The organism is Micromonospora sp. NPDC048868 (assembly GCF_043198195.1).
GTDB lineage: Bacteria > Actinomycetota > Actinomycetes > Mycobacteriales > Micromonosporaceae > Micromonospora > Micromonospora reichwaldensis.
In genome coordinates this window covers 24,662-45,692 of record NZ_JBICUN010000023.1, presented here as the reverse complement: position 1 = coordinate 45,692, position 21,031 = coordinate 24,662, and the positions used below count along the sequence as shown (strand labels likewise).

General features: G+C 71.8%; 21 protein-coding genes. 12 read left to right on the top strand and 9 right to left on the bottom strand.

All coding sequences use genetic code 11. The features are described 5' to 3' along the window. The first annotated feature begins 3 nt into the window (after positions 1-3). Positions 4-1,029, top strand: a complete 1,026-nt coding sequence (locus ACGFNF_RS26795; RefSeq protein WP_393171463.1) for a hypothetical protein — start codon at positions 4-6, stop codon at positions 1,027-1,029. A gap of 274 nt (positions 1,030-1,303) precedes the next feature. On the opposite strand, the gene ACGFNF_RS26790 is transcribed toward ACGFNF_RS26795, so the two are convergent. Further along, positions 1,304-1,717 (bottom strand): GntR family transcriptional regulator, encoded by a 414-nt coding sequence (locus tag ACGFNF_RS26790; RefSeq protein WP_393171461.1) that lies wholly within the window; start codon positions 1,715-1,717, stop codon positions 1,304-1,306. A 155-nt stretch (positions 1,718-1,872) separates the two neighbouring features. Between ACGFNF_RS26790 and ACGFNF_RS26785 the strand changes: the two genes are divergently transcribed. The 3 genes from ACGFNF_RS26785 (at position 1,873) to ACGFNF_RS26775 (ending at position 3,776) form a co-directional block, all read left to right on the top strand. After that, positions 1,873-2,136, top strand: coding sequence for a hypothetical protein (locus ACGFNF_RS26785; RefSeq protein ID WP_311410715.1), 264 nt, complete (start codon positions 1,873-1,875; stop codon positions 2,134-2,136). Between the two features lie 76 nt (positions 2,137-2,212). Next, positions 2,213-2,548 (top strand): YciI family protein, encoded by a 336-nt coding sequence (locus tag ACGFNF_RS26780; RefSeq protein ID WP_393171459.1) that lies wholly within the window; start codon positions 2,213-2,215, stop codon positions 2,546-2,548. Beyond that, entirely contained in the window at positions 2,541-3,776 is a 1,236-nt protein-coding gene (locus tag ACGFNF_RS26775) for an RNA polymerase sigma factor (RefSeq protein WP_393171457.1), read from the top strand. The genes ACGFNF_RS26780 and ACGFNF_RS26775 overlap by 8 nt, the downstream gene beginning before the upstream one ends. On the opposite strand, the gene ACGFNF_RS26770 is transcribed toward ACGFNF_RS26775, so the two are convergent. Both ACGFNF_RS26770 and ACGFNF_RS26765 read right to left on the bottom strand, forming a co-directional pair. Beyond that, positions 3,769-4,131, bottom strand: coding sequence for a PH domain-containing protein (locus tag ACGFNF_RS26770; RefSeq protein WP_088998502.1), 363 nt, complete (start codon positions 4,129-4,131; stop codon positions 3,769-3,771). The two genes, ACGFNF_RS26775 and ACGFNF_RS26770, sit on opposite strands and share 8 nt — an antisense overlap. 55 nt (positions 4,132-4,186) lie before the next feature. After that, entirely contained in the window at positions 4,187-5,071 is an 885-nt protein-coding gene (locus tag ACGFNF_RS26765) for a LysR family transcriptional regulator (RefSeq protein WP_393171455.1), read from the bottom strand. Between the two features lie 178 nt (positions 5,072-5,249). On the opposite strand from ACGFNF_RS26765, the gene ACGFNF_RS26760 reads away from it, so the two are divergent. Beyond that, positions 5,250-5,642, top strand: a complete 393-nt coding sequence (locus ACGFNF_RS26760; RefSeq protein ID WP_393171454.1) for a VOC family protein — start codon at positions 5,250-5,252, stop codon at positions 5,640-5,642. A 40-nt stretch (positions 5,643-5,682) separates the two neighbouring features. Here ACGFNF_RS26760 and ACGFNF_RS26755 read toward each other — a convergent pair whose 3' ends face one another. Then, positions 5,683-5,988: a 4a-hydroxytetrahydrobiopterin dehydratase gene (locus tag ACGFNF_RS26755; RefSeq protein ID WP_132231035.1), complete on the bottom strand. Its 306-nt coding sequence runs from the start codon at positions 5,986-5,988 to the stop codon at positions 5,683-5,685. 183 nt (positions 5,989-6,171) lie between these two features. On the opposite strand from ACGFNF_RS26755, the gene ACGFNF_RS26750 reads away from it, so the two are divergent. Beyond that, positions 6,172-6,609, top strand: coding sequence for a (deoxy)nucleoside triphosphate pyrophosphohydrolase (locus ACGFNF_RS26750; RefSeq protein ID WP_132231036.1), 438 nt, complete (start codon positions 6,172-6,174; stop codon positions 6,607-6,609). Positions 6,610-6,686: 77 nt separating this feature from the next. Here ACGFNF_RS26750 and ACGFNF_RS26745 read toward each other — a convergent pair whose 3' ends face one another. From ACGFNF_RS26745 to ACGFNF_RS26730, 4 genes are all read right to left on the bottom strand, one after another. Continuing rightward, entirely contained in the window at positions 6,687-7,784 is a 1,098-nt protein-coding gene (locus ACGFNF_RS26745) for a succinate dehydrogenase/fumarate reductase iron-sulfur subunit (RefSeq protein WP_151455027.1), read from the bottom strand. A 3-nt stretch (positions 7,785-7,787) separates the two neighbouring features. Then, positions 7,788-9,716 carry a fumarate reductase/succinate dehydrogenase flavoprotein subunit gene (locus ACGFNF_RS26740; protein WP_311410711.1) on the bottom strand — a complete coding sequence of 643 codons (1,929 nt, stop codon included), beginning with the start codon at positions 9,714-9,716 and terminating at the stop codon, positions 7,788-7,790. Positions 9,717-9,728: 12 nt separating this feature from the next. Next, a complete protein-coding gene (locus ACGFNF_RS26735) occupies positions 9,729-10,535 on the bottom strand; it encodes a hypothetical protein (RefSeq protein ID WP_393171451.1) in 807 nt (268 codons plus the stop codon). Between the two features lie 306 nt (positions 10,536-10,841). Continuing rightward, the gene (locus tag ACGFNF_RS26730; RefSeq protein WP_393171449.1) at positions 10,842-11,390 is read right to left on the bottom strand and encodes a Uma2 family endonuclease; all 549 of its coding nucleotides are present in this window, start codon (positions 11,388-11,390) and stop codon (positions 10,842-10,844) included. Between the two features lie 275 nt (positions 11,391-11,665). Here ACGFNF_RS26730 and ACGFNF_RS26725 point away from each other — a divergent pair, with 275 nt between their 5' ends. The 5 genes from ACGFNF_RS26725 (at position 11,666) to ACGFNF_RS26705 (ending at position 17,658) form a co-directional block, all read left to right on the top strand. After that, positions 11,666-12,721, top strand: coding sequence for an ABC transporter ATP-binding protein (locus ACGFNF_RS26725; protein ID WP_393171528.1), 1,056 nt, complete (start codon positions 11,666-11,668; stop codon positions 12,719-12,721). Further along, positions 12,718-13,806, top strand: a complete 1,089-nt coding sequence (locus tag ACGFNF_RS26720) for a dipeptide ABC transporter ATP-binding protein (protein WP_357577807.1) — start codon at positions 12,718-12,720, stop codon at positions 13,804-13,806. Before ACGFNF_RS26725 ends, ACGFNF_RS26720 begins: the two co-directional genes overlap by 4 nt. Beyond that, positions 13,803-14,804, top strand: coding sequence for an ABC transporter permease (locus ACGFNF_RS26715; RefSeq protein ID WP_151455021.1), 1,002 nt, complete (start codon positions 13,803-13,805; stop codon positions 14,802-14,804). Before ACGFNF_RS26720 ends, ACGFNF_RS26715 begins: the two co-directional genes overlap by 4 nt. 12 nt (positions 14,805-14,816) lie before the next feature. Beyond that, positions 14,817-15,803 (top strand): ABC transporter permease, encoded by a 987-nt coding sequence (locus tag ACGFNF_RS26710; protein ID WP_151455020.1) that lies wholly within the window; start codon positions 14,817-14,819, stop codon positions 15,801-15,803. Positions 15,804-15,912: 109 nt separating this feature from the next. Further along, on the top strand, positions 15,913-17,658 hold the full coding sequence (locus ACGFNF_RS26705; RefSeq protein ID WP_311410706.1) for an ABC transporter substrate-binding protein: 1,746 nt from the start codon (positions 15,913-15,915) through the stop codon (positions 17,656-17,658). Between the two features lie 202 nt (positions 17,659-17,860). Here ACGFNF_RS26705 and ACGFNF_RS26700 read toward each other — a convergent pair whose 3' ends face one another. Further along, on the bottom strand, positions 17,861-20,002 hold the full coding sequence (locus tag ACGFNF_RS26700) for a prolyl oligopeptidase family serine peptidase (RefSeq protein WP_393171446.1): 2,142 nt from the start codon (positions 20,000-20,002) through the stop codon (positions 17,861-17,863). An 87-nt stretch (positions 20,003-20,089) separates the two neighbouring features. Between ACGFNF_RS26700 and mshB the strand changes: the two genes are divergently transcribed. Further along, entirely contained in the window at positions 20,090-21,016 is a 927-nt protein-coding gene (mshB, locus tag ACGFNF_RS26695) for an N-acetyl-1-D-myo-inositol-2-amino-2-deoxy-alpha-D-glucopyranoside deacetylase (RefSeq protein ID WP_393171444.1), read from the top strand. The last annotated feature ends 15 nt before the right edge of the window (positions 21,017-21,031 follow it).

Here is a 21,031-nt window from a genome sequence, read left to right as displayed (position 1 = left end):
GCCATGATCACCCCGCCCATCCCGCCCGACGTGCTCGCCCGCTACCCCGGCCTGGAAAAGTTGGGGCGCACGGCGACCCGCCTGCACCCGCGCCCCGGGGCGGTCACGGCCGCCGGGAGCCACGTCGGCGGGCCGCTGCTCTGGCCCGCCGACGAGCCCTGGCCCACCTGCGAGGCGCCGCACATGGTGCACGAGGAGGTGCCGGTCCCGGCCGAGCTGGTGGAGCGGATGCGGGCGGCCGAGCGCCGGCGCACGCAGTCCCACGTCCTGGCCGAGGGCGAGGTCGAGCTGCGCGACGAGATCGCCGCCCTGATCGGCCCGGGTTTCGTCGGCTGGGGCTCGCGCGGTGGCGGCCCGGTCGTCGGCCACCGGTACGTGCCACGACCGCACCCCGTGCCGAACCCGATGGTCCCCCTGGCGCAACTGCGCGCGCAGGACGTCCCCGACCTGCCGCGCCCCGGCGGAGCGGACCTGTTGCAGGTGCTGTGGTGCCCGTTCGAGCACGCCGAGGGCCCGTGGGGGCCGACGGTGGAGCTGCGCTGGCGGCGGGAGGCGGACGTGACCGATCTCCTCGGTCAGCCGCCGCGCGGCGAGATCGGGAACGACGGGTACGTGCCCCGGCCGTGCCGGCTGCACCCGGAGCAGGTCGTCGAGTACCCGTACCCGCAGGAACTGCCGGAGGCCCTGCGGACGCTGGTCGACGAGCAGGACGAGGAGTGCGAGTACGACGACGACAACTACGTCGACACCGTCATGGCGCCCGGCTGGAAGGTCGGCGGCTACGCCGACTGGAGCCTCACCGACCTGCGCCCGACACCGTGCCCCCGCTGCGCCGGCCCCACCACGCTGACCCTCGTCGTCGCCTCATCCGAGCGGGGCACCGGCCGGTGGCAGCCGACACGGCCGGACGGCGAGCCCGACCACGACCCGTACGAGCCGACCGGGGTCGTCGTCGGCCGGCACGGCGCGCTGCGCATCTTCGTGTGCCTGAGCTGCCCGGACACCCCGTTCCTGCTAGACCAGCAGTGACCGCTGCCGCCACCGACCTGCTCCACGCCGACCCGCCCCGCGCCGACGCGCCCCGACGCGCCCCGACCCGCTCCGCCGCCCGCCGCCCACGACGTTGCCCGCCGCCCGACGTTGCCCGAACGCCCCGCTAGCCCGCAGCCGCCGGGACGAGTGGAACGCCACGGGTGTCAAACAGGCGTTTTGACGTACATGGTGTTCCACTCGCGGTGCAGCAGGACGTGCGGCCGGGCGTTGGTGGCGGTCAGCGGGTGGGGCGGGCCAGCGGTGGGGCGGGTCAGTGGGTGGGACGGGTCAGTTCGACCTGGTCGCCGGCCAGCACCTCCGTGGTGCCCTCCGGGTGGCGAACCTCCAGCACCGGCACGCCCTCGTCGAGTTGCATGCTCCGCCGCTCCTCGCCCGTGGGCATCCGCGCGACCACCGTCGCGCCGGGAGGCACTTCGACCGGCCGGCGCACCGGCGTCTCCCGCACGTGGGTGCCGTGGCCCCGCACCGTGCTGACCAGCCCCTCGGACCGGAGCAACGAGGTCGCCATGCGCACGGCTTCGCGGCCGATCCCATACTCCTGCGTCAGTCGCGTCTCGCTCGGCAAGGTCGTTCCGGGACCGAACTCGCCCGACTCGATGCGCTGCCGGAGCAGGTCGGCGAGCTGCACGTAGACCGGGGTGTGCGAGCGCGGATCGATCGTCATGGCGCTTCAGCCTTGTTCCCCCGTCGGTAGGTCTGGTTGTGCCCCTGAGCCCCTGTGCGTATAGTTCCAGTGACGTTGAGTGCTCGGACGAGAAATCCTCCGTCACCTTCGGTCGCCCGTCGACGTCCCCTCCTACTCGCTGGAGGTCAACACTGATGAGAGCCGCCCGGGAGCGTTTCGTCATCCACCTGCCGGTCGTCACGAGGGACCTGCTCTCCGCCGTACGCCTGGCGCGGGTCGTGGCGCGGTGGGCGAGCGTGCTCGCGCAGACCGACCCCGGCGAGACCACGGTCTCCGCCGAGGACGCGCAGCACCTGCGGCACCGGGTCTTCTGTGACACGCTGCTGCCTGAGGGCCGGCGCTGCCTGCTGCGGGCTGACCACGACGGCCCGTGCACCCGCCGCCCCGCGAGATTCTGAGATCGCCGGTCGCACGTCGTCCGGAACCGGGTCGCCCGTTCGTCACCCTGGTGAGTACCCGACATCGAGGAGCGACATGAAATACCTGATGTTCGTCTGCACCGACAGCGAGCCGGACACCGACCGGGCCGACTGGCCGGACATCCAGGCATGGGTGGCGGAGAACGACGCGCGGGGCCGGCGGCTGACTGGCGACGCCCTCGCGGAGACGACGGCGGCCACCACGGTCCGCGTCCGCAACGGGGAGTTGCTGGTCTCCGACGGCCCGTTCGCCGAGACCAAGGAGGTCATCGTGGGCTTCGACCTGCTGGAGTGCGCCGACCTGGACGAGGCGATCGAGGTGGCGCGCGCCCACCCGATGGCGCGCGAGGGCCGGCTCGAACTACGCCCGATCGTCAGCCTGGGTGGCTGACGGCCCCACCGACCGGCTCGCGGTGGCCGACGCCGTCGCCACCGCGAGCACCGGGTCGTACGCCCGGATCGTCGCGACGCTGATCCGGGTGACCGGCGACTGGACCCTGGCCGAGGACTGCGCCCAGGAGGCGTCGGCGCTCGCGCTGGCCCGATGGCCGGTGGAGGGCGTGCCCGCCAACCCGGGCGGCTGGCTGATGACGGTGGCCCGCAACCGCGCGATCGACGTGCTCCGGCGATCCTCGGTCGAGCGGCGAAAGCTGCGTGAGCTGGCCGTCCTCACGCTGACCGGACCGGAGCCCGCGCCGGGAACGGCGGGGGAGGGGGAGATCGTGGACGACCGGCTGCGGCTCGTCTTCACCTGCTGTCACCCGGCCCTGGCGCTGGAGGCGCGGGTCGCCCTGACGCTGCGTACGGTCTGCGGGGTGTCGACCGCCGACATCGCGCGGGCCTTCCTGGTCACCGAGTCGACCATGACCCGGCGGCTCACCCGGGCCAAGGCGAAGATCGCCGCCGCCGGCATTCCGTACCGGGTGCCGACCGGCCCGATGCTCGCGGAGCGGCTCCCCGGCGTCCTGGCCGTGCTGTACCTGCTCTTCACCCGGGGCTACGACGCCGACGGCGAGCCCGCCTTCGCCGACGAGGCGATCCGCCTGGCCCGGCTGCTCGACCGGCTGATGCCGGGCCAGCCCGAGGTGGCCGCCCTGCTGGCCCTCTTTCTCCTCCAGCACTCCCGGCGCAACGCCCGCCGCGACCGCGACGGCAACCTGCTCACCCTCGACCGGCAGGACCGCGCCCGCTGGGACCACGCCGCGATCGCCGAGGGCGTCGGCATCCTCGCGAGGGTCCCGGCGGACGGCCCGTACGCCCTCCAGGCCCGGATCGCCGCCTGCCACGCCACCGCCGCGTCCGCCGAGGCCACCGACTGGGGCGCGATCGCCGAGGCGTACGACCGGCTCGCCGGGTGGCAGCCGTCGCCGGTGGTCGAGCTGAACCGCGCCGTCGCGCACGGCTACGCGCACGGGCCGGCGGCGGGGCTGGCGCTGCTGGCCGCCGCCCGGGCCGGCGGGGCGCTGGACGGCTACCCGCTCGCCGTCGCCGCCGAGGCCGAACTGACCGCCCGGCAGGGCGACCGCGAGCGGGCCGCCGCGCTGTTCCGGCGGGCCGCCGACGCCCACCGCGGGGCGGAGCGCCGCGCCCTGCTGGACCGCGCCGACCAGCTCAGCTGATGTGGTGCAGGATCACGTTGTGCACGTGGTGGCTCTTGTCGGCGCCCCGGAACTCCACCTCGTAGGTGTGCGTGCCGACGTGGATCGCGATGGCCCCGGTGGAGAAGAACGAGCCGCCCCACGACTTGTTGCTGACCACGCTGACGCTGGTGATCTTCGAGTACGGGATGCTGGTGATGGCGTACCGCTTTCCGACGAAGGAGCGGTCCTGGATGATGACGCGCCGGTCGGTCAGGCCGATGAAGCCGGTGCCGGTGCCGACGGCGTCGTAGACGGCGATGATCTGTTCTCCGTGGAGCAGGCCGCTCTGGATCTGCTGGAACTGCTCCTTGCGGTCGTACGTCGCGTTCGCCATGCCCCCACGGTAGGCCGCGCGCGCCAACCGAAGATCACCCCCGGCGCGGGACCCGTCAGGTCGTGTTCGCGTCGGTCGCGGCCCGCACGAACTCGTGGACGCGGGCCGTGCCGTTGCTCTCCCGCCAGACCAGGCCCCGCCGGATCGGTGGCGCGTCCCGGATCGGCACGTACGCCACGTCGGGGCGCGGGTAGTAGCGGCGCGTGTGCTCGCCCACCGGCAGCACCCCCCGTCCCATCGCGACCAGCGTCAGCATCTCCGAGAACGTGTTGCCCGCCGGCCCCTTCGGCACCGGCCGCCCCGACGGGGTCTGCTCGGGGGTGCGGTCGCGCTTGAACTCCGTCGAGGTCACGGCCGGGTACTGCACCACCGGGTGGTCGCCGAGCGTCTCCAGGGAGGCCGACGCCTCCCGGGTCAACGGGTGCCCGGCGGTCACCGCGAGCAACCGTCGCTCCTCCAGCAGCGCCGGCCCGCAGGCCATCCCGTCGAAGGGGTACGCGGCCATCAGGACGTCGACGGAACCGTCGAGCAGGCTCTGCCGGGAGTTGAAGAGCTGCACCTCCCGCACCTCGACCTGGCAGTCGGGGTGGCGCTGGGAGAACAGGGCGACGCCCTTGAGCAGCGTCGGGGCGGTCCACTCGCCGAGGAAGGCGACCCGCAGCCGCCCGGTCACGCCCCGTCCCGCGTCGACGGCCCGGCGTACGGCGTCGTCGATGCCGGCGACCAGCGGCTCCAGGTCCTCGGCGAGCTGCCGCCCGGTCGGGGTGAGCTGGACGACCCGGCTGGTGCGGGCGAAGAGCGGGGCGCCGACGCGGCGTTCCAACTTCTTGACCACCTGGCTGATCCGCCCGGTGGTCACCCGCAGGCGCTCCGCCGTCCGGCCGAAGTGCAACTCCTCGGCGAGGGTCAGGAAGGTCTCCAGCTCGTGTCGTTCCAGCACGTCCCGCCCCATCGTTGAATCCGGCTCAACGATGGTAGTGCGATCGCGTCTTGGTCGACGTGGCCGGCCGGCGGATCGTGAGGGGCATGGAAACGACGACAGTCACCGACTACCTGGCCGATCTCGACCCCGCCCTGTTCACCGACTGGCTGCGCCAGGCCCACGCGCTGGAGGTCAGGTGAGCGCGGTGCGGGTCACGGGCTTCGACCATCTGGTGCTCAACGTGACCGACGTGGAGCGCGCGCTGGACTTCTACTGCGGGCTGCTCGGCCTGGCCCCGGTGCGGGTCGACGAGTGGCGGGCCGGCGCGGTCCCGTTCCCCTCGGTACGCATCGACGCGGGGACCATCATCGACCTCGTGCGCCGGGACCGGGGCGAATCCAACGTCGACCACTTCTGTCTGGTGGTGGAGCCGCTGGACTGGGCGGAGGTCGTCGCGTCGGATGCCTTCACGGTGATCGAGGGGCCGGTGGGCCGGTTCGGCGCGCGGGGCAGCGCCACCTCGCTCTACGTGCGGGATCCGGACGGCAACGCCGTCGAGCTGCGCTGGTACCCCCAGGACGCCGCCTGAGCGGCCGACGGCCCGGGCCAGGGCTCCGAGCGGAACGGGGTCAGGGCTGGGTGACGGCGCGGTAGGCGTCCTCGATGCGGGCGGCCAGCAGGACCTCCCCCTCGGTCAGCGGCGCGTTGCCGTGCCCCACCCGGATCCGGGTCTGGTCGGCCCGGCGGCTGATCTCCGGACGCAGGTGCAGCGCGTCGGCGACCACCTTCACCCGCTCGGTGAGGGCGGCGTGCTGCGAGTCGTCGATGACGAGGGTGCGTCGGATCTGCTCACCCTCGCGGATCCAGCCGGGGAGCAGGGTGAGAGCGTCGTCGAGGTAGTCGTGCTTGGATCGACTGCTGAACAGCGCGCGCATCACCGCACCTCCCAGGCGCCGTTGCCGGCTTGTGGCCAAATCGTCGCCGTCCCGTGTCTTGTCGGTGCCCTCTAGTCTGTCCTCGCATGCTGGGTGTGTCCACGCCCACACTTCCGGGTTCTCCTGCCCTGACGGTCGGCCACGCTACCCAAACCGCCGATTGATCTGGCACGCTGGACGCCCGTGCGGACCGAACGGGCGAATGGCGGCGGGCAGGCCGAGCGACGGGACCTCAGGGTGATCGTCGGGGCGGCGATCATCAGGGACGGCCGGGTGCTCGCCTGCGCCCGCTCCGCCCCGCCCGAGGTGGCGGGCATGTGGGAGTTCCCCGGCGGCAAGGTGGAGCCGGGCGAGAGCGAGACCGCCGCGCTCGCCCGCGAGTGCGCCGAGGAGCTGGCCGTGCGCGTGGAGATCGGCGACCGGGTCGGCCGCAACGTCCGGATGGCCCACGGCCGCTCGGTGCTCAAGGTGTACGCGGCCCGCCTGCTGCACGACGACCAGCCGCAGGCCCTCGAACACTCGGCGCTGCGCTGGCTCTCCGCCGACGAGTTGGACAGCGTCACCTGGCTCCCGGCCGACGCGCCCATCGTCGCGGCCCTCCGGCCCATCCTGGCCGCCTGAGCGGAAGCGGACATCCGAGCCGAAAGAGGACGGGGGCCGGCGGCGTCAGCCGCGGCCCCCGTCGTCGTCAGCGCACGTCAGTGCTTGTCCTGCTCCGGGTGGGCGAAGTTCAGGTGCTCCGGCGGCAGCGGGAAGGTCACGTCGTCGCCGAACGGCGACGGCGCCGCCGCCCGGTCGAACGTGAGCTCCGTCAGCGGCAGCCGGCCGTGGTCGTCGACGGCGGGCGCGGTCGGCCTCGGCACCTCGCGGTCCCAGTTGACGCCGCGCTGCGCCTGCACCTCGGCCCGCGGGTCGTGGGAGCCGCCCGCGTGCGAGTGCACGCCCCCGTGGGCCGCGCTGCCGCGCACCGCGCCGCTGGCGTGTTCGCTGGTCACGATGGTCTGAGGCACCTGACCCCTCCGGAAGATCTTGCTACCAAGCCACACGAGGGGATCGTACCTGCGGTCGACGACCCGTTCCTTCATGGGGATGATCCCGTTGTCGGTGATCTTGATGTGCTCGGGGCAGACCTCGGTGCAGCACTTGGTGATGTTGCAGAATCCGAGGCCCTGCTCGGCCTGCGCGTACTCCTTGCGGTCGCTCTTCGCGTCCAGCGGGTGCATGTCCAGCTCGGCCGCCCGGATGAAGTACCGCGGCCCCGAGAACGCCTGCTTGTTCTCCTCGTGGTCGCGGATCACGTGGCAGACGTTCTGGCACAGGAAGCACTCGATGCACTTGCGGAACTCCTGCGAGCGCTCCACGTCGACCTGCTGCATCCGGTACTCGCCGGGCGCCAGGTCGGCCGGCGGCGCGAACGCCGGCGTCTCCCGCGCCTTCTCGTAGTTGAACGAGACGTCGGTGACCAGGTCCCGGATCACCGGGAAGGTGCGCAGCGGGGTGACCGTGACCGTCTCGTCCTCCGTGAAGGTGGACATCCGGGTCATGCAGCTCAGCCGCGGCTTGCCGTTGATCTCCATCGAGCAGGAGCCGCACTTGCCGGCCTTGCAGTTCCAGCGGCAGGCCAGGTCGGGGGCGTCGGTCGCCTGGAGCCGGTGGATGACGTCGAGGACGACCTCGCCCTCGTTGACCTCCACCATGTAGTCCTGGAGGTCGCCGCCGTTCTCGTCGCCGCGCCAGATGCGGAACTGGCGCTTCGCGCCCGGCTTCCCGGGCCCCTGGGGGTTCTGGTTACCCATGCGTCAGCGCTCCTTCTCGGTCTCGACGTCGGCGACCTGGGCGTCGAACTCGGCGAGTTCCTCGTCCGTGAGGTACTTGGCCAGCTCCGCGCGGTCGAAGAGGCCGATCAGCTCCGGGCGCATCCTCGGCAGCGGCTTGCGCTCCAGGCGCACCGTGTCGCCGTCGAGGGAGCAGACCAGGTTGACCCGACGCCACGCCGGATCCATGGCCGGGTGGTCCTCCCGGGTGTGCCCGCCGCGCGACTCCCGCCGCTCCAGCGCCGCCTTCGCGGTGCACTCCGAGACCACCAGCATGTTGCGCAGGTCGAGCGCCAGGTGCCAGCCCGGGTTGTAGCGCCGGCCGCCGCTCGCGCTGACCTTCGCCACCCGCTCCCGCAGCTCCGCCAGCCTGCCCAGCGCGTCGACCAGCTCGCCCTCGCGCCGGATGATGCCGACCAGGTCGCCCATCACCGCCTGGAGGTCCTGCTGGAGGGTGTACGGGCTCTCGCCGGTGTCCCGCTGCAACGGGGCCAGGGCCGTCTCCACCGCGGCCTCCACGGCGGCGACGCCCACCTTCGGGCGCGCGGGGAGGCTGTCGGCGTACGTGGCGGCGTGGCCGCCCGCGCGCTTGCCGAACACCAGCAGGTCGGACAGGGAGTTGCCGCCGAGCCGGTTGGAGCCGTGCATGCCGCCGGACACCTCGCCCGCGGCGAAGAGCCCCCGCACGTGGCCGAACGCGGCCCCGCTGTCCGGGTCGACCTCGACGCCGCCCATCACGTAGTGACAGGTGGGCCCGACCTCCATCGGCTCCTTCGTGATGTCGACGTCGGCCAGCTCCTTGAACTGGTGGTACATCGACGGCAGGCGGCGGCGGATCTCCTCCGCCGGCTTGCGGGAGGCGATGTCCAGGTAGACCCCGCCCGCCGGCGTGCCCCGCCCGGCCTTGACCTCGCTGTTGATCGCCCGGGCCACCTCGTCACGCGGCAGCAGCTCCGGCGGGCGCCGGTTGTTGTCCGGGTCGGTGTACCAGCGGTCCGCCTCCTCCTCGGTCTCCGCGTACTGCTTGCGGAAGACGTCGGGGACGTAGTCGAACATGAACCGCTTGCCGTCGGAGTTCTTCAGCACGCCGCCGTCGCCGCGCACCGACTCGGTGACCAGGATGCCCTTCACCGAGGGCGGCCAGACCATGCCGGTCGGGTGGAACTGGAGGAACTCCATGTTGATCAGCGTCGCGCCGGCCCGCAGCGCGAGCGCGTGCCCGTCACCCGTGTACTCCCAGGAGTTCGAGGTGACCTTGTAGGAGCGGCCGACGCCGCCGGTCGCCAGCACCACCGCGGGCGCCTCGAAGAGGACGAACTCGCCGGACTCCCGGTAGTAGCCGAACGCGCCGGCGACCCGGTCGCCGTCGAGCAGCAGCTCGGTGATCGTGGTCTCGGAGAAGACCTTGATCCGGGCGTCGTACGAGCCGTGGTCGCGCTTGTCCTCCTGCTGGAGCGACACGATCTTCTGCTGGAGGGTGCGGATCAGCTCCAGGCCGGTCCGGTCGCCGACGTGCGCCAGGCGGGGGTACTCGTGGCCACCGAAGTTGCGCTGCGAGATCTTCCCGTCCTTGGTGCGGTCGAAGAGCGCACCGTACGTCTCCAGCTCCCAGATGCGCTGCGGCGACTCCTTCGCGTGCAGCTCGGCCATCCGGAAGTTGTTGAGGAACTTGCCGCCGCGCATCGTGTCGCGGAAGTGCACCTGCCAGTTGTCCCGGCTGTTCACGTTCCCCATCGCGGCGGCGGCGCCGCCCTCGGCCATCACCGTGTGTGCCTTGCCGAACAGCGACTTGGAGATGATCGCGGTCTTCTTGCCGGCGAGGCGGGCCTCGATCGCCGCGCGCAGGCCGGCGCCACCGGCCCCGATCACGACGACGTCGTAGTGGTGTCGTTCGATTCGCGTTGTGTTGGTCATGTCAGGGGCCCTCTAGTTGATGAACCGCAGGTCGTTGAACCAGCCGGCCGCGACCGCCATGACGTAGAAGTCCGTCAGGGCCAGCGTGCCGAGGGTGATCCAGGCGAGCTGCATGTGCCGGACGTTCAGGGCGGAGACGAAGCTCCAGGCCCGGTAGCGCACCGGGTGCTTGGAGAAGTGCTTGAGCCGCCCGCCGATGATGTGCCGGCACGAGTGGCAGGAGATCGTGTACGCCCAGAGCATCACCACGTTGACGAGCAGGACGATGTTGCCCAGCCCGAACCCGAAGCCCTTGGGGGAGTGGAAGGCCAGGACCGCGTCCCAGGTGTTGATCAGCGAGATGATCGCGGCGGCGTAGAAGAAGTAGCGGTGCAGGTTCTGGCCGAGCAGCGGGAACCGGGTCTCGCCGCCGTAGGACTTGTGCCCGTCGGGGACCGCGCAGGCGGGCGGCGACAGCCAGAACGACCGGTAGTAGGCCTTGCGGTAGTAGTAGCAGGTGAGGCGGAACAGCAGCAGGAACGGCAGCGTCAGCGCCGCGTCCGGGATGATCCACCAGCCGGGCAGGAACCGTCCGAAGTGGGAGGCGCCCTCCACGCACCGCTCGGTCACGCAGGGCGAGTAGAACGGGGTCAGGTAGTGGAAGTCCTCGACCCAGTACCACTTGTGCATGAAGACCCGGACCGTCGCGTACGCCACCCACGCGCTGAGCCCGATCACGGTGATCAGCGGGGCGAGCCACCAGCGGTCGGTTCGCAACGTCTTCGCCGCGATGGCGGCGCGCGCCCGCGCTCCCCGCGGCCTCGTTGCCGTTGATGTCATTAGAGTCGTCTCCCTGACAGGACCCTCACGGGCGGATCAAGTTCCGGTCGGCAACGCGGACCGGCAGACCCGCACCCGCTTGCCACGTCATGCGCACACCAACGACCGCGCCGACGATACGGCGCAGCTAAGTGACACACGTTACGCCGATCTTCGCGAGCCGTCCGCGCAAGGCAGTGTCCCGTGTGTCCCGGCCGGTGGAAAGCCCCGCACGGTGATCGATGTCCGGATGTTAAGAACCTCACCCGGCGCCTGTCCGGCGTACCGGAGCGGCTCACCCGAAAAGCGTCCCGGGGCGGTGGCCCGTCAGGCGAGCAGGTCCGCCGGCCGGATCGTGGCCCGGACCGGCTCGGTCAGCTCCAGCGTCTCGCCGGCCTTGGTCACCGACCGCTCGACGTAGTGGGCGCCCTGCCGCTGGTAGACGTGCACGGTCAGCGTCTCCTGCTCCACCAGGAGATACCACTCGATGCCGGCCGCCGCGTAGTAGTGCATCTTGAGCACCTTGTCGGTGGCCGCGTTGCCCGGCGAAATGATCTCGCAGACCAGCTTCACGTCGGCCGCCTCGATCCAGGGGTCGTCGAGGTCGATCGGGGCCGTGACGACGAGGTCCGGGATGGGGATGCGCCCCGGCCGGAGCCGGACGTTCACCGCTTCCAGGACGCGGAAGCCGGCTTCCCGCGTCGGTCCTCGCAAGGCGGCCCGCAGCTCACCGGAGATGTTCTGGTGGCGGGGCGTGGGGGCTGGGGTCACGTGAAGGCTCCCGTCGAAGAGTTCGACGCGCTGCTGCGTCTCGTCGAGGGCGAGGTACTCCTCTTCACTCCACGGGCCGTCGTGGCCGAACACCGCCGCGGTCATCGTCACCTCCACCTCGTGTCGGGGGACATCGTTGCGGGACTGCCGGGCCCATCGTCGCACCCGCTGTCCGGGGGCGTGAGGTCAACGCCGGTGAATGCCGAGGTGAGGGCTGTTCACGCCCGTTGCAGAGTCGTTACGCTGTGGCCCGCTGACAGCTCCGGTTATGTAGCTTATTTTCACCCTCAGTGCTTTCCTGTAAGTTCTCTTCGTCGCTGAGGGAGGCGGTCGTGGACAGGCCGGAGTCGGCGCCGTCCGGGAAACCGGACCGCCCCAACGTGCCGGAGCAGCGCTCCGGCCAGGACCCCTACCTGCGGGTGAGCGACCTGCGGGTCCGGTTCGACACCGAGGACGGCGTGGTGCGCGCCGTCGACGGGGTGTCGTTCGAGGTGGCCCGGGGACGCACCCTCGGCATCGTCGGTGAGTCCGGCTCGGGCAAGAGCGTCACCTCGCTGGCCATCCTCGGGCTGCACAGTGCCAAGCGGACCAGCATCACCGGGGAGATCTCCGTCGGCGGCCGCCAGCTCGTCGGCCTGCCGGACGAGGAGGTACGCCGGCTGCGCGGCCGGGACATGGCGATGATCTTCCAGGATCCGCTGTCCGCGCTGCACCCGTACTACACGGTGGGCCGGCAGATCGCCGAGGCGTACCGGGTGCACCACCCGAAGGCCGGCAAGCGCGAGGCCCGCCAGCGCGCGGTGGACATGCTGGGCCGGGTCGGCATCCCGCAGCCGGCCCGCCGCTTCGACCAGTACCCGCACGAGTTCTCCGGCGGCATGCGGCAGCGGGCGATGATCGCCATGGCACTGGTCAACGACCCGGACCTGCTGATCGCCGACGAGCCGACCACCGCCCTGGACGTGACGGTGCAGGCGCAGATCCTCGACCTGCTGGCCGACCTCCAGGCCGAGTTCAACTCCGCGATCATCCTGATCACCCACGACCTGGGCGTGGTCAGCCAGGTCGCGGACGAGGTGCTGGTCATGTACGGCGGGCGGGCCGTCGAGCACGGCAGCGTCGAGCAGGTGCTCCGCCGGCCGCAGCACCCGTACACCTGGGGTCTGCTCTCCAGCGTGCCCTCGCTGCACGGCGACGCGGACGCGGACCTGGTGCCGATCAAGGGCAACCCGCCGAGCCTGATCAACCTGCCGTCCGGCTGTGCCTTCCACCCGCGCTGCCGCTACGCCGACCGCAACGGCGACCGGTCCCGCACCGAGGTCCCGGAGCTGCGCCCGGCGGGCGCGCCCGGCCACCTGGTGGCGTGCCACCTCTCCGCCGACGACCGGACCCGGCTGTACGCGGAGGACATCGCCCAGGTGGGAGTGGCCCGATGAATGTGGAGATCAAGGAGCCGGTGGAGCCGCTGCTGCGGGTGCGCGGGCTGGCCAAGCACTTTCCGGTGCGCAACGGGCTGCGGCGCAGCGGCCTGGTCCGGGCCGTGGACGGGCTGGACTTCGACGTGCGCCCGGGCGAGACGCTCGGCCTGGTGGGCGAGTCCGGCTGCGGCAAGACGACCACCGGGCGGATGTTGGTGCGCCTGCTGGAGCCCTCGGCGGGCAGCATCGAGTTCGCGGGGCGGGACATCACCCACGCGGGCCGCCGCGAGCTGCGGGCGCTGCGGCAGGACCTCCAGATCATCTTCCAGGACCCGTACGCGTCGCTGAACCCCCGGCACACGGTGGGCCGGATCGTGGCGATGCCGTTGCAGGTCAACGGGATCACCCCGCCGGGCGGGGTGAAGAAGCGGGTTCAGGAGCTGCTGGAGCTGGTCGGGCTGAACCCGGAGCACTACAACCGCTACCCGCACGAGTTCTCCGGCGGCCAGCGGCAGCGCATCGGCATCGCCCGCGCGCTCGCCCTGCAACCCAAGCTGATCGTCGCCGACGAGCCGGTCTCCGCCCTGGACGTGTCGATCCAGGCGCAGGTGGTCAACCTGCTGCGCGACCTGCAACGCGACCTCGGTCTGGCGTTCGTCTTCATCGCCCACGACCTGGCCGTGGTGCGGCACTTCTGCCAGCGGGTCGCCGTCATGTACCTCGGCAAGGTCGTCGAGATCGGCGACCGGGACGACATCTACGAACGCCCGCAGCATCCGTACACCCGGGCCCTGCTCTCGGCCATCCCCGACGTCACCCAGCTCGGCGCGGCGGGTCGGATCCGGCTCTCCGGGGACGTTCCGACGCCGCTGGACCCGCCGTCGGGTTGCCGCTTCCGCACCCGGTGCTGGAAGGCGCAGGAGCGGTGCGCCACCGAGGAGCCGGCGCTGGTGTCGCGCGACGGCGGCGCACAGGCCACCGCCTGCCACTTCCCCGAGACGGGGCCGGTCGGCGCCACCACGGGACCGGCCGGCGACGACGCGCGGCCGGTGGACCCCGGGACGGCCGGGGTCGGCACGACCGCCGAGGAGGTGGCGAAGTGAGCTTGTCCCCGGTCGAGGGCACGGCGCTGGCCGAGATCGAATCCGGCGGCGACGCCGGCGAGGGTAAGACGCTGGTCGGCCGCTCGCCGGGCCAGCTCGTCCGCAGCCGGCTGCGCAGCGACCGCACCGCCCTGGTGAGCGGCGTGGTGCTGGTCTTCTTCGTGCTGCTGGCGGTGGGTGCGCCCCTGGTCCAGCGGCTCTACGGGGTGACCCCGAACGAGCAGTTCGGCGAGCTGCTGGACAGCACGGGGATGCCGCTGGGATACGTCGGTGGGATCAGCGGCGACCACTGGTTCGGTCTGGAGCCCGGCCTGGGCCGGGACATCTTCATGCGGATGATCTACGGCATCCGCACCTCGCTGCTGATCGCGCTCGGCGCGGCCCTGATCACCACGACGATCGGCGTGGTCCTCGGGATCCTCGCCGGCTACCTCGGCGGGGTGGTCGACGCGGTGATCAGCTGGATCACCGACGTGGCGCTGGCGATGCCGTTCCTGATCTTCGCGCTGGCCGTGGTGCCGACGTTCTCGCTGCGCTTCTACGGTCCGCGCGACGAGGTGCCGACCTGGTTCGCGGTCACCACGCTGATCGTGGTCTTCACCGCGTTCGGCTGGACCAGCACGGCGCGGCTGGTACGCGGCCAGGTGGTGTCGCTGCGCGAACGCGAGTTCGTGGAGGCGGCCAAGGCCAGCGGCGCGGGGCTGGGGCACATGCTCTTCCGGCAGCTGCTGCCGAACATCTGGGCCCCGATCCTGGTGTCGTTCTCGCTGCTGGTGCCGTCGTACGTGACCAGCGAGGCGGCGCTGTCCTTCCTCGGCGTCGGGCTACCCGAGTCGGTACCCAGCTTCGGCCGGATGATCTACCGGAGCATCGACTACCTGCAGACCGACCCGGCCTACGTCTTCTTCCCCGGCATCACGATCTTCGCGCTCGTGCTGGCGTTCAACCTCTTCGGCGACGCGTTGCGTGACGCGCTCGACCCGAAGTCGTCACGGTAAGGGGTACTGCGCATGGTGCGCTTCCTGGTGAAGCGGGTGCTGCTGGCGATCTCGGTGCTGTTCGCGGTGAGTGTGGTCAGCTTCCTGCTGTTCTTCGCGCTGCCCGCCGACCCGGTGACCGGCATGTGCCCGAAGAACTGCAACGCCGAGCGTCTGGAGCGGGTGCGGACGGAGTTGGGGCTCAACGAGCCGAAGGTGCAGCAGTACGCCGACTACATGAAGGGCATCTTCGTCGGCCGCGACCTGGGCAGCGCCCAGGGCGGCGAGTGCGCGGCGCCCTGCCTCGGCTACTCGTACGTCAACAGCGAGGCGGTCACCGACACCTTCGCCCGGGTGCTGCCGGTGACGTTGAGCATCGTCCTGCCCGCGGCGGTGCTGTGGCTCGCCATCGGGGTCGGGCTCGGCATGGTCTCGGCCCTGCGGCGCGGCTCGCTGCTGGACCGGATCTCGATCGGCCTCACCCTGACCTTCGCCTCGCTCCAGCTCTACTTCGTCGGCGCGGTCCTGTTGCTGATCTTCGTCTACACCCTGCGGATCCTGCCCACACCGCGGTACACGTCGCTGTTCGAGAATCCCGTGGAGTGGGCGCGGGGGCTGGTGCTGGCCTGGGTCACCCTGGCGCTGCTCTTCTCCGCGATCTACGCCCGGTTGTCCCGGGCCCAGATGCTGGAGACGCTCTCCGAGGACTACGTGCGTACGGCCCGGGCGAAGGGCATGCCGAAACGGCAGGTGTACGGCAAGCATGCGCTGCGGGCGGCGATCACGCCGATCGTCACCATCGCCGGTCTCGACGTGGGCACGGCGCTCGGCGGCACGGTGATCACCGAGACCACCTTCGGCATCCAGGGGCTGGGGCGTACGGCGGTGGAGGCGGTCAGCCAGGGGGACCTGCCGACCATCATGGGGACGGTGCTGATCGCCGCGCTGTTCGTGGTCGTCGCCAACATGCTCGTCGACCTGCTCTACGCGTTCATCGACCCCCGGGTGCGCCTCGGCTGACCCGAGGCGTGCCGGGTGCCGATCGTTGTAGCCCCGTTATCTGCTCGAAATTTACCGTCATTGAAGGCTAGGCGAAGCTTTCCTTCATCGGCGATCCGGAGGAGTGAGTATGCGAGCAAGACGCGTCACCGCCCTGGGCGGTGCGATCGCACTGATGGTTTCCCTCGGTGCGTGCAGCGAGAACACCGGTGACGACACCGGCGGGGTGGACACCACCAAGCCGCGCACCGGTGCCATCGCGACCGACCCCAAGGACTCTCTCGGCCCGGCGCCGGAGGTGCCCGGCGCGGCCAAGGGCGGCACGTTCTACATCCTGCGGGAGAACAAGATCTCCCACATGGACCCCCAGCGGATCTACTCGTTCGCCGGCCTGATGGGAAGCCAGCTCTACGCCCGCTTCCTCACCACGTTCAAGGACGACGGCAAGGGCAACGTCACCCTGGTCGGCGACCTGGCCGAGACCCCCGGCACCAACGTCAACAACGACTGCAAGGTCTGGGAGTTCAAGGTCAAGCAGGGGGTGAAGTTCGAGGACGGCCGGCCGATCACCAGCAAGGAGATCGCGTACGGCATCGCCCGGTCCTTCGACCCGGACCTCACCGGCGGCCCGACCTACCTCCAGGAGTGGCTGGTCGACAGCCCGCAGTACGACACCAAGTGGGACTTCAAGGCCAACAAGACCTCGCTGCCGCCGGGGCTGACCACGCCCGACGAGAAGACCCTGCGCTTCGAGTTCAACAAGCCCCGCTGTGACCTGCCGTTCGCCGTCTCGCTGCCGGCCACCGCGCCGCTGCCGGCCGACAAGGACACCGGCGTCAACCTGGACAACCAGCCGTTCTCCTCGGGCCCGTACAAGTTCACCAAGCACACCCCGGGCGTCGAGATCGTGCTCGAGCGCAACGAGCACTGGGACCCGGCCACCGACGCCGTGCGCCACCAGTACCCGGACAAGTTCGTCTGGTCGCTGGGCGCGGACCAGGCCGCCCAGACCAACCGGGTGCTCGCCGGCACCGGCAACGACGCCGCGGCGGTCGCCACCGGCGGTGTCCCGTCGGAGCTGCTCGCCAAGGTCACCGGCGACCCCAAGCTCAAGGAGCGGATGATCGTCGCGGCCACGCCGAACGCGTACCGCCTGAGCATCAACACCGCCCGGGTCACCGACCTGTCGGTGCGGCAGGCGATCAACCACGCGATCGACCGCACCAGCATCACCAAGAACCTCGGCGGCCCCTACGGCGCCGTGCCGATGACCACGCTGCTGCCGCCCACCACGCTCGGCTACAAGCAGTTCGACGCGTACCCGGCCGGCGACGGCGGCAACCCGGAGAAGGCCAAGGAGCTGCTCGCCGGCAAGACGCAGAACCTGGTGCTGCTCACCTCCGACGTGACCAGCTCCCAGGAGCGGGCCACCCAGATCAAGAACGCGCTGGAGAAGGCCGGCTTCACCGTCACGATCAAGACGATCCCCGAGGACGGCTACCTCGACACGGTGAAGAAGAAGGACAACCCGTACGACCTCTGGGTCGACTCGTGGGCGGCGGACTGGCCCAGCGGCGCGTCGATCCTGCCGGTGCTCTTCGACGGCCGTGGCATCAAGGCCGAGGGCAACAGCAACACCTCGCAGCTCAACAACGAGGCGCTCAACGCGGAGTTCGACCGGATCCTCGCGCTCGACCCGGCCAAGCAGGCCGACGAGTGGAGCAAGATCGACGAGCGGCTGATGAAGGAGACGGCGCCGGCGGTGCCGCTCTACGTCGAGGTGGTCTCCATCGCGCACGGCGAGAAGGCCGGCGGCATCTTCATCGGCAGCATCTTCGGCTGGCCGAGCTTCGTGGACGCGTACGTCAAGCAGTGACAACACCCGTGACGCGCTGACACCCCAGCGGTGACACGCACGGACCGACCCCCGGTCGACAACGACGTCGGCCGGGGGTCGCCGTGTCGGTGGGCTGCCCGCGACTGCTCGGCGACGCCACCGCCCGACCGACCCGCGACTGCTCGGCGGGCCCGCCACCCGGGCGGCCCGTGGCGGCGGGGACGGCCGCGCCGGGGCGCGGCTAGAGGTGCCGGCGGACGAAGTCGAGTTCCAGCCTGAGCAGGCGTTCGGCGATGCCGCCGGCGGCCATGTGGGTGGCCCCGGTCAGCGGGAGCACGGAGTGCGGCCGGCCGGTCGCCAGCAGCGCCGCCGACAGCCGCAGCGTGTGCGCGGCCACCACGTTGTCGTCGACCAGGCCGTGCACCAGCAGCAGCGGCCGGGCCGCCTCCCCGGCCGGCACGGGCTCGCCGGCCAGCTCCACCAGCGAGTGGTGCGCGTAGATGTCCGTGCCGTCGTCCGGCAGGCCCAGGTAGCGCTCCGTGTAGGCCGTGTCGTACAGCGCCCAGTCGGTGACCGGCGCCCCCACGATGCCGCACCGGAACAGCTCCGGGTGCCGCAGCACCGCCAGCCCGGCCAGCCAGCCGCCGAACGACCAGCCCCGCACCGCCACCCGCTCCAGGTCCAGGTCGGGGTGCTTGCCGGCCAACGCGGTGAGCGCGTCCACCTGGTCGAGCAGGACGACGTCGGCCATCCGCCGGTGGATCGCCTTCTCGAAGGAGGGGGCCACCCCCGGCGTACCCCGGTTGTCGATGGTGACGACCGCGAAGCCGGCGTCGGCCCACCACTGCCGCTCCAGCCACGCCGCGCGGGCCGCGAGCACCTCCTGGTGCCCCGGCCCGCCGTAGACGTCCAGCAGCACCGGCAGCCGCCGGCCGGTGACGTAGTTGTCCGGGTAGAGCACGGCCGTCGGCAGCCGCCGGTCGGTGACCCGCTCCAGCAGCGGCAGCGGCGCGTACGGCGGGGTGGCGGCGAGCGAACGCAGCACGGCCACCTCCTGCTCGCCCCGACGCACCGTCCACCGGACGCCCGGGTGGTCGAGCGAGGCGCACCCCACCACCAGCACGTCCCCGCCCACGGCGGCGGTGTGCCAGCCCGGGTCGGTGGTGATCCGGCGGGCGTCCACGCCGCCGCCGATGGTGGTGCGCACCCGGAACAGGTGCCGTTCGCTCGGCTCGCCGTCGCTCGCCTCCACCAGCAGGTCGGCCGGGCCGCTGCCGCCCGGCAGCCGCCCCACCACCCGCCGCACGTAGAGCGAGGGCGGGGTGAGCAGGGTGCCGTCGGCGAAGAGGCAGCGGGCGTCGTACCCGTCGTGGGCGAGTTCGCCGCCGACGAGCACCCGGCCGTCCGGCAGGTGCGCCGGGGTGCCCGGGATCGGCTCCACCCAGCGCGGGTCGGCCAGCTCGGCGTGCACCTGGGTCTCGCCGGTGCGCGGGTCGACGGCGAGCACCAGGCCGTGCTGCTGGGAGCGGCGCAGCACGGTGATCAGCGGGCCCCCGTCGGCCCAGTGCACGGCCGTCAGGTACGGGTAGGTCTCCCGGTCCCAGTGCACGTCGACCCAGCCGTCGTCGAGATCCAGCAGGTGCAGGCTGACCTCGGCGTTCGCGGTGCCCGCCCGGGGGTACGCGACGGTGGTCGGCGGGCTCGCCGGGTCGGCCGGGTCGTGCAGGTGCCAGCGCTCCACGCGGGACTCGTCCACCCGGGCGGCCAGCACCGAACGACCGTCCGGCGCCCACCAGTAGCCGCGGTAGCGGTCGAACTCCTCGGCCGCGATGTGCTCGGCCAGCCCCCAGGTCACCCCGGAGTCCTCGCCGGCCAGCAGGGTGTCCGTGCCGTCGTGCTCGACCACCCGCAGCTGCCCCCGCCGGACCCCCTCGGCGGCGTCGGTGACGTACGCCAGGCGCTGCCCCGTGGGATCGGGCCGGGGGTCGAGCACCGGGCCGACGGTGGCCACCTCGACCACGTCGCCGTGCACCAGGTCGGCCCGGAACAGCCGCCCGGCCAGCGCGAAGACCGCCACCCGGCCGGCGCCGTCAAGCGTGTAGGAGCCGATGCCGGAGGCGCTCAGCCGCAGCCGCTCGCGCAGCGCGCGCTCGCCCGGGCTCAGCGCGCCGGCGTCGGCGTCGGCCCCGAGCAGCGCCGCCGGATCGGCGACGAGCCGCTCCTCGCCGGTCGCCACGTCGAGCTGCCAGAGCGCGTCGGCCGGGTCCTCCGGGCCGGCCGAACGCAGGAAGACCACCCGGGAGCCGTCGTCGGCCACGGTGACCGCCCGCGGCGCTCCGCGGCTGAACCGGCGGGTGCGGGCGGCCAGCTCCGGAAAGTCCACAGTCCAGATCGTAGAGCGGGGACCGGGGGTGATGTGGCCGACCTGCGCGGACGCGTCGGGGTCGGCGGAGGAGAACCGCCGGATAGAGTGACCGGCGTGACGACGCTGCCTGACCGCCGCCTCCTGCTGGTCCACGCGCACCCCGACGACGAGTCCATCGGCACCGGCTCGACGATGGCGCACTACGCCGCCGCCGGCGCTCACGTCACCCTGGTGACCTGCACCCTCGGCGAGGAGGGCGAGATCCACGTGCCGGCGCTCGCCCAGCTCGCCGCGGCCGAGGCCGACCAGCTCGGCGGCTGGCGGATCGCCGAGCTGACCGCCGCCTGCGCCGCGCTCGGCGTCACCGACCACCGCTTCCTCGGCGGCGCCGGCCGTTACCGCGACTCCGGCATGATGGGCCTCGCCACCAACGAGCACCCCCGCGCCTTCTGGCAGGCCGACCTCGACGAGGCCGCCGGGCACCTGGTGGAGATCATGCGGGAGGTACGCCCGCAGGTCATGGTCACGTACGACGACAACGGCTTCTACGGGCACCCGGACCACATCCAGGCGCACCGGGTGGCGATGCGCGCGTTCGAGCTGGCCGACGCGGAGGGCTTCGCCCCGGCGAAGGTCTACTGGACGGCGATGCCGCTCAGCGTGCTGGAGGCCGGCCTGACCCACTTCGCCGAGTCGGCGGACAACCCCTTCGCCGGCATCCAGGACATCTCGGAGCTGCCCTTCGGCACCCCGGACGCGCAGATCGCCGCCCGGATCGACGCCACGGACCAGCACGCCGCCAAGGAGGCGGCGATGCGCGCGCACGCCACCCAGATCCCCGACGCCTCCTGGCTCTACTCGATCGCCGGCAACTTCGGCAGCGAGTTCATGGGCGTGGAGTACTACACCCTCGCGGTGGGCGGGCGGGGACCGGGCAGCGGCCCGTACGGCTGGGAGGACGACCTCTTCGCAGGGCTGGACGTCGCCGACGGTCCGGACCGGTCCCCGGTCTCGGCGGCCGGTAACCGGTGACCCTGCCCGTCGCGT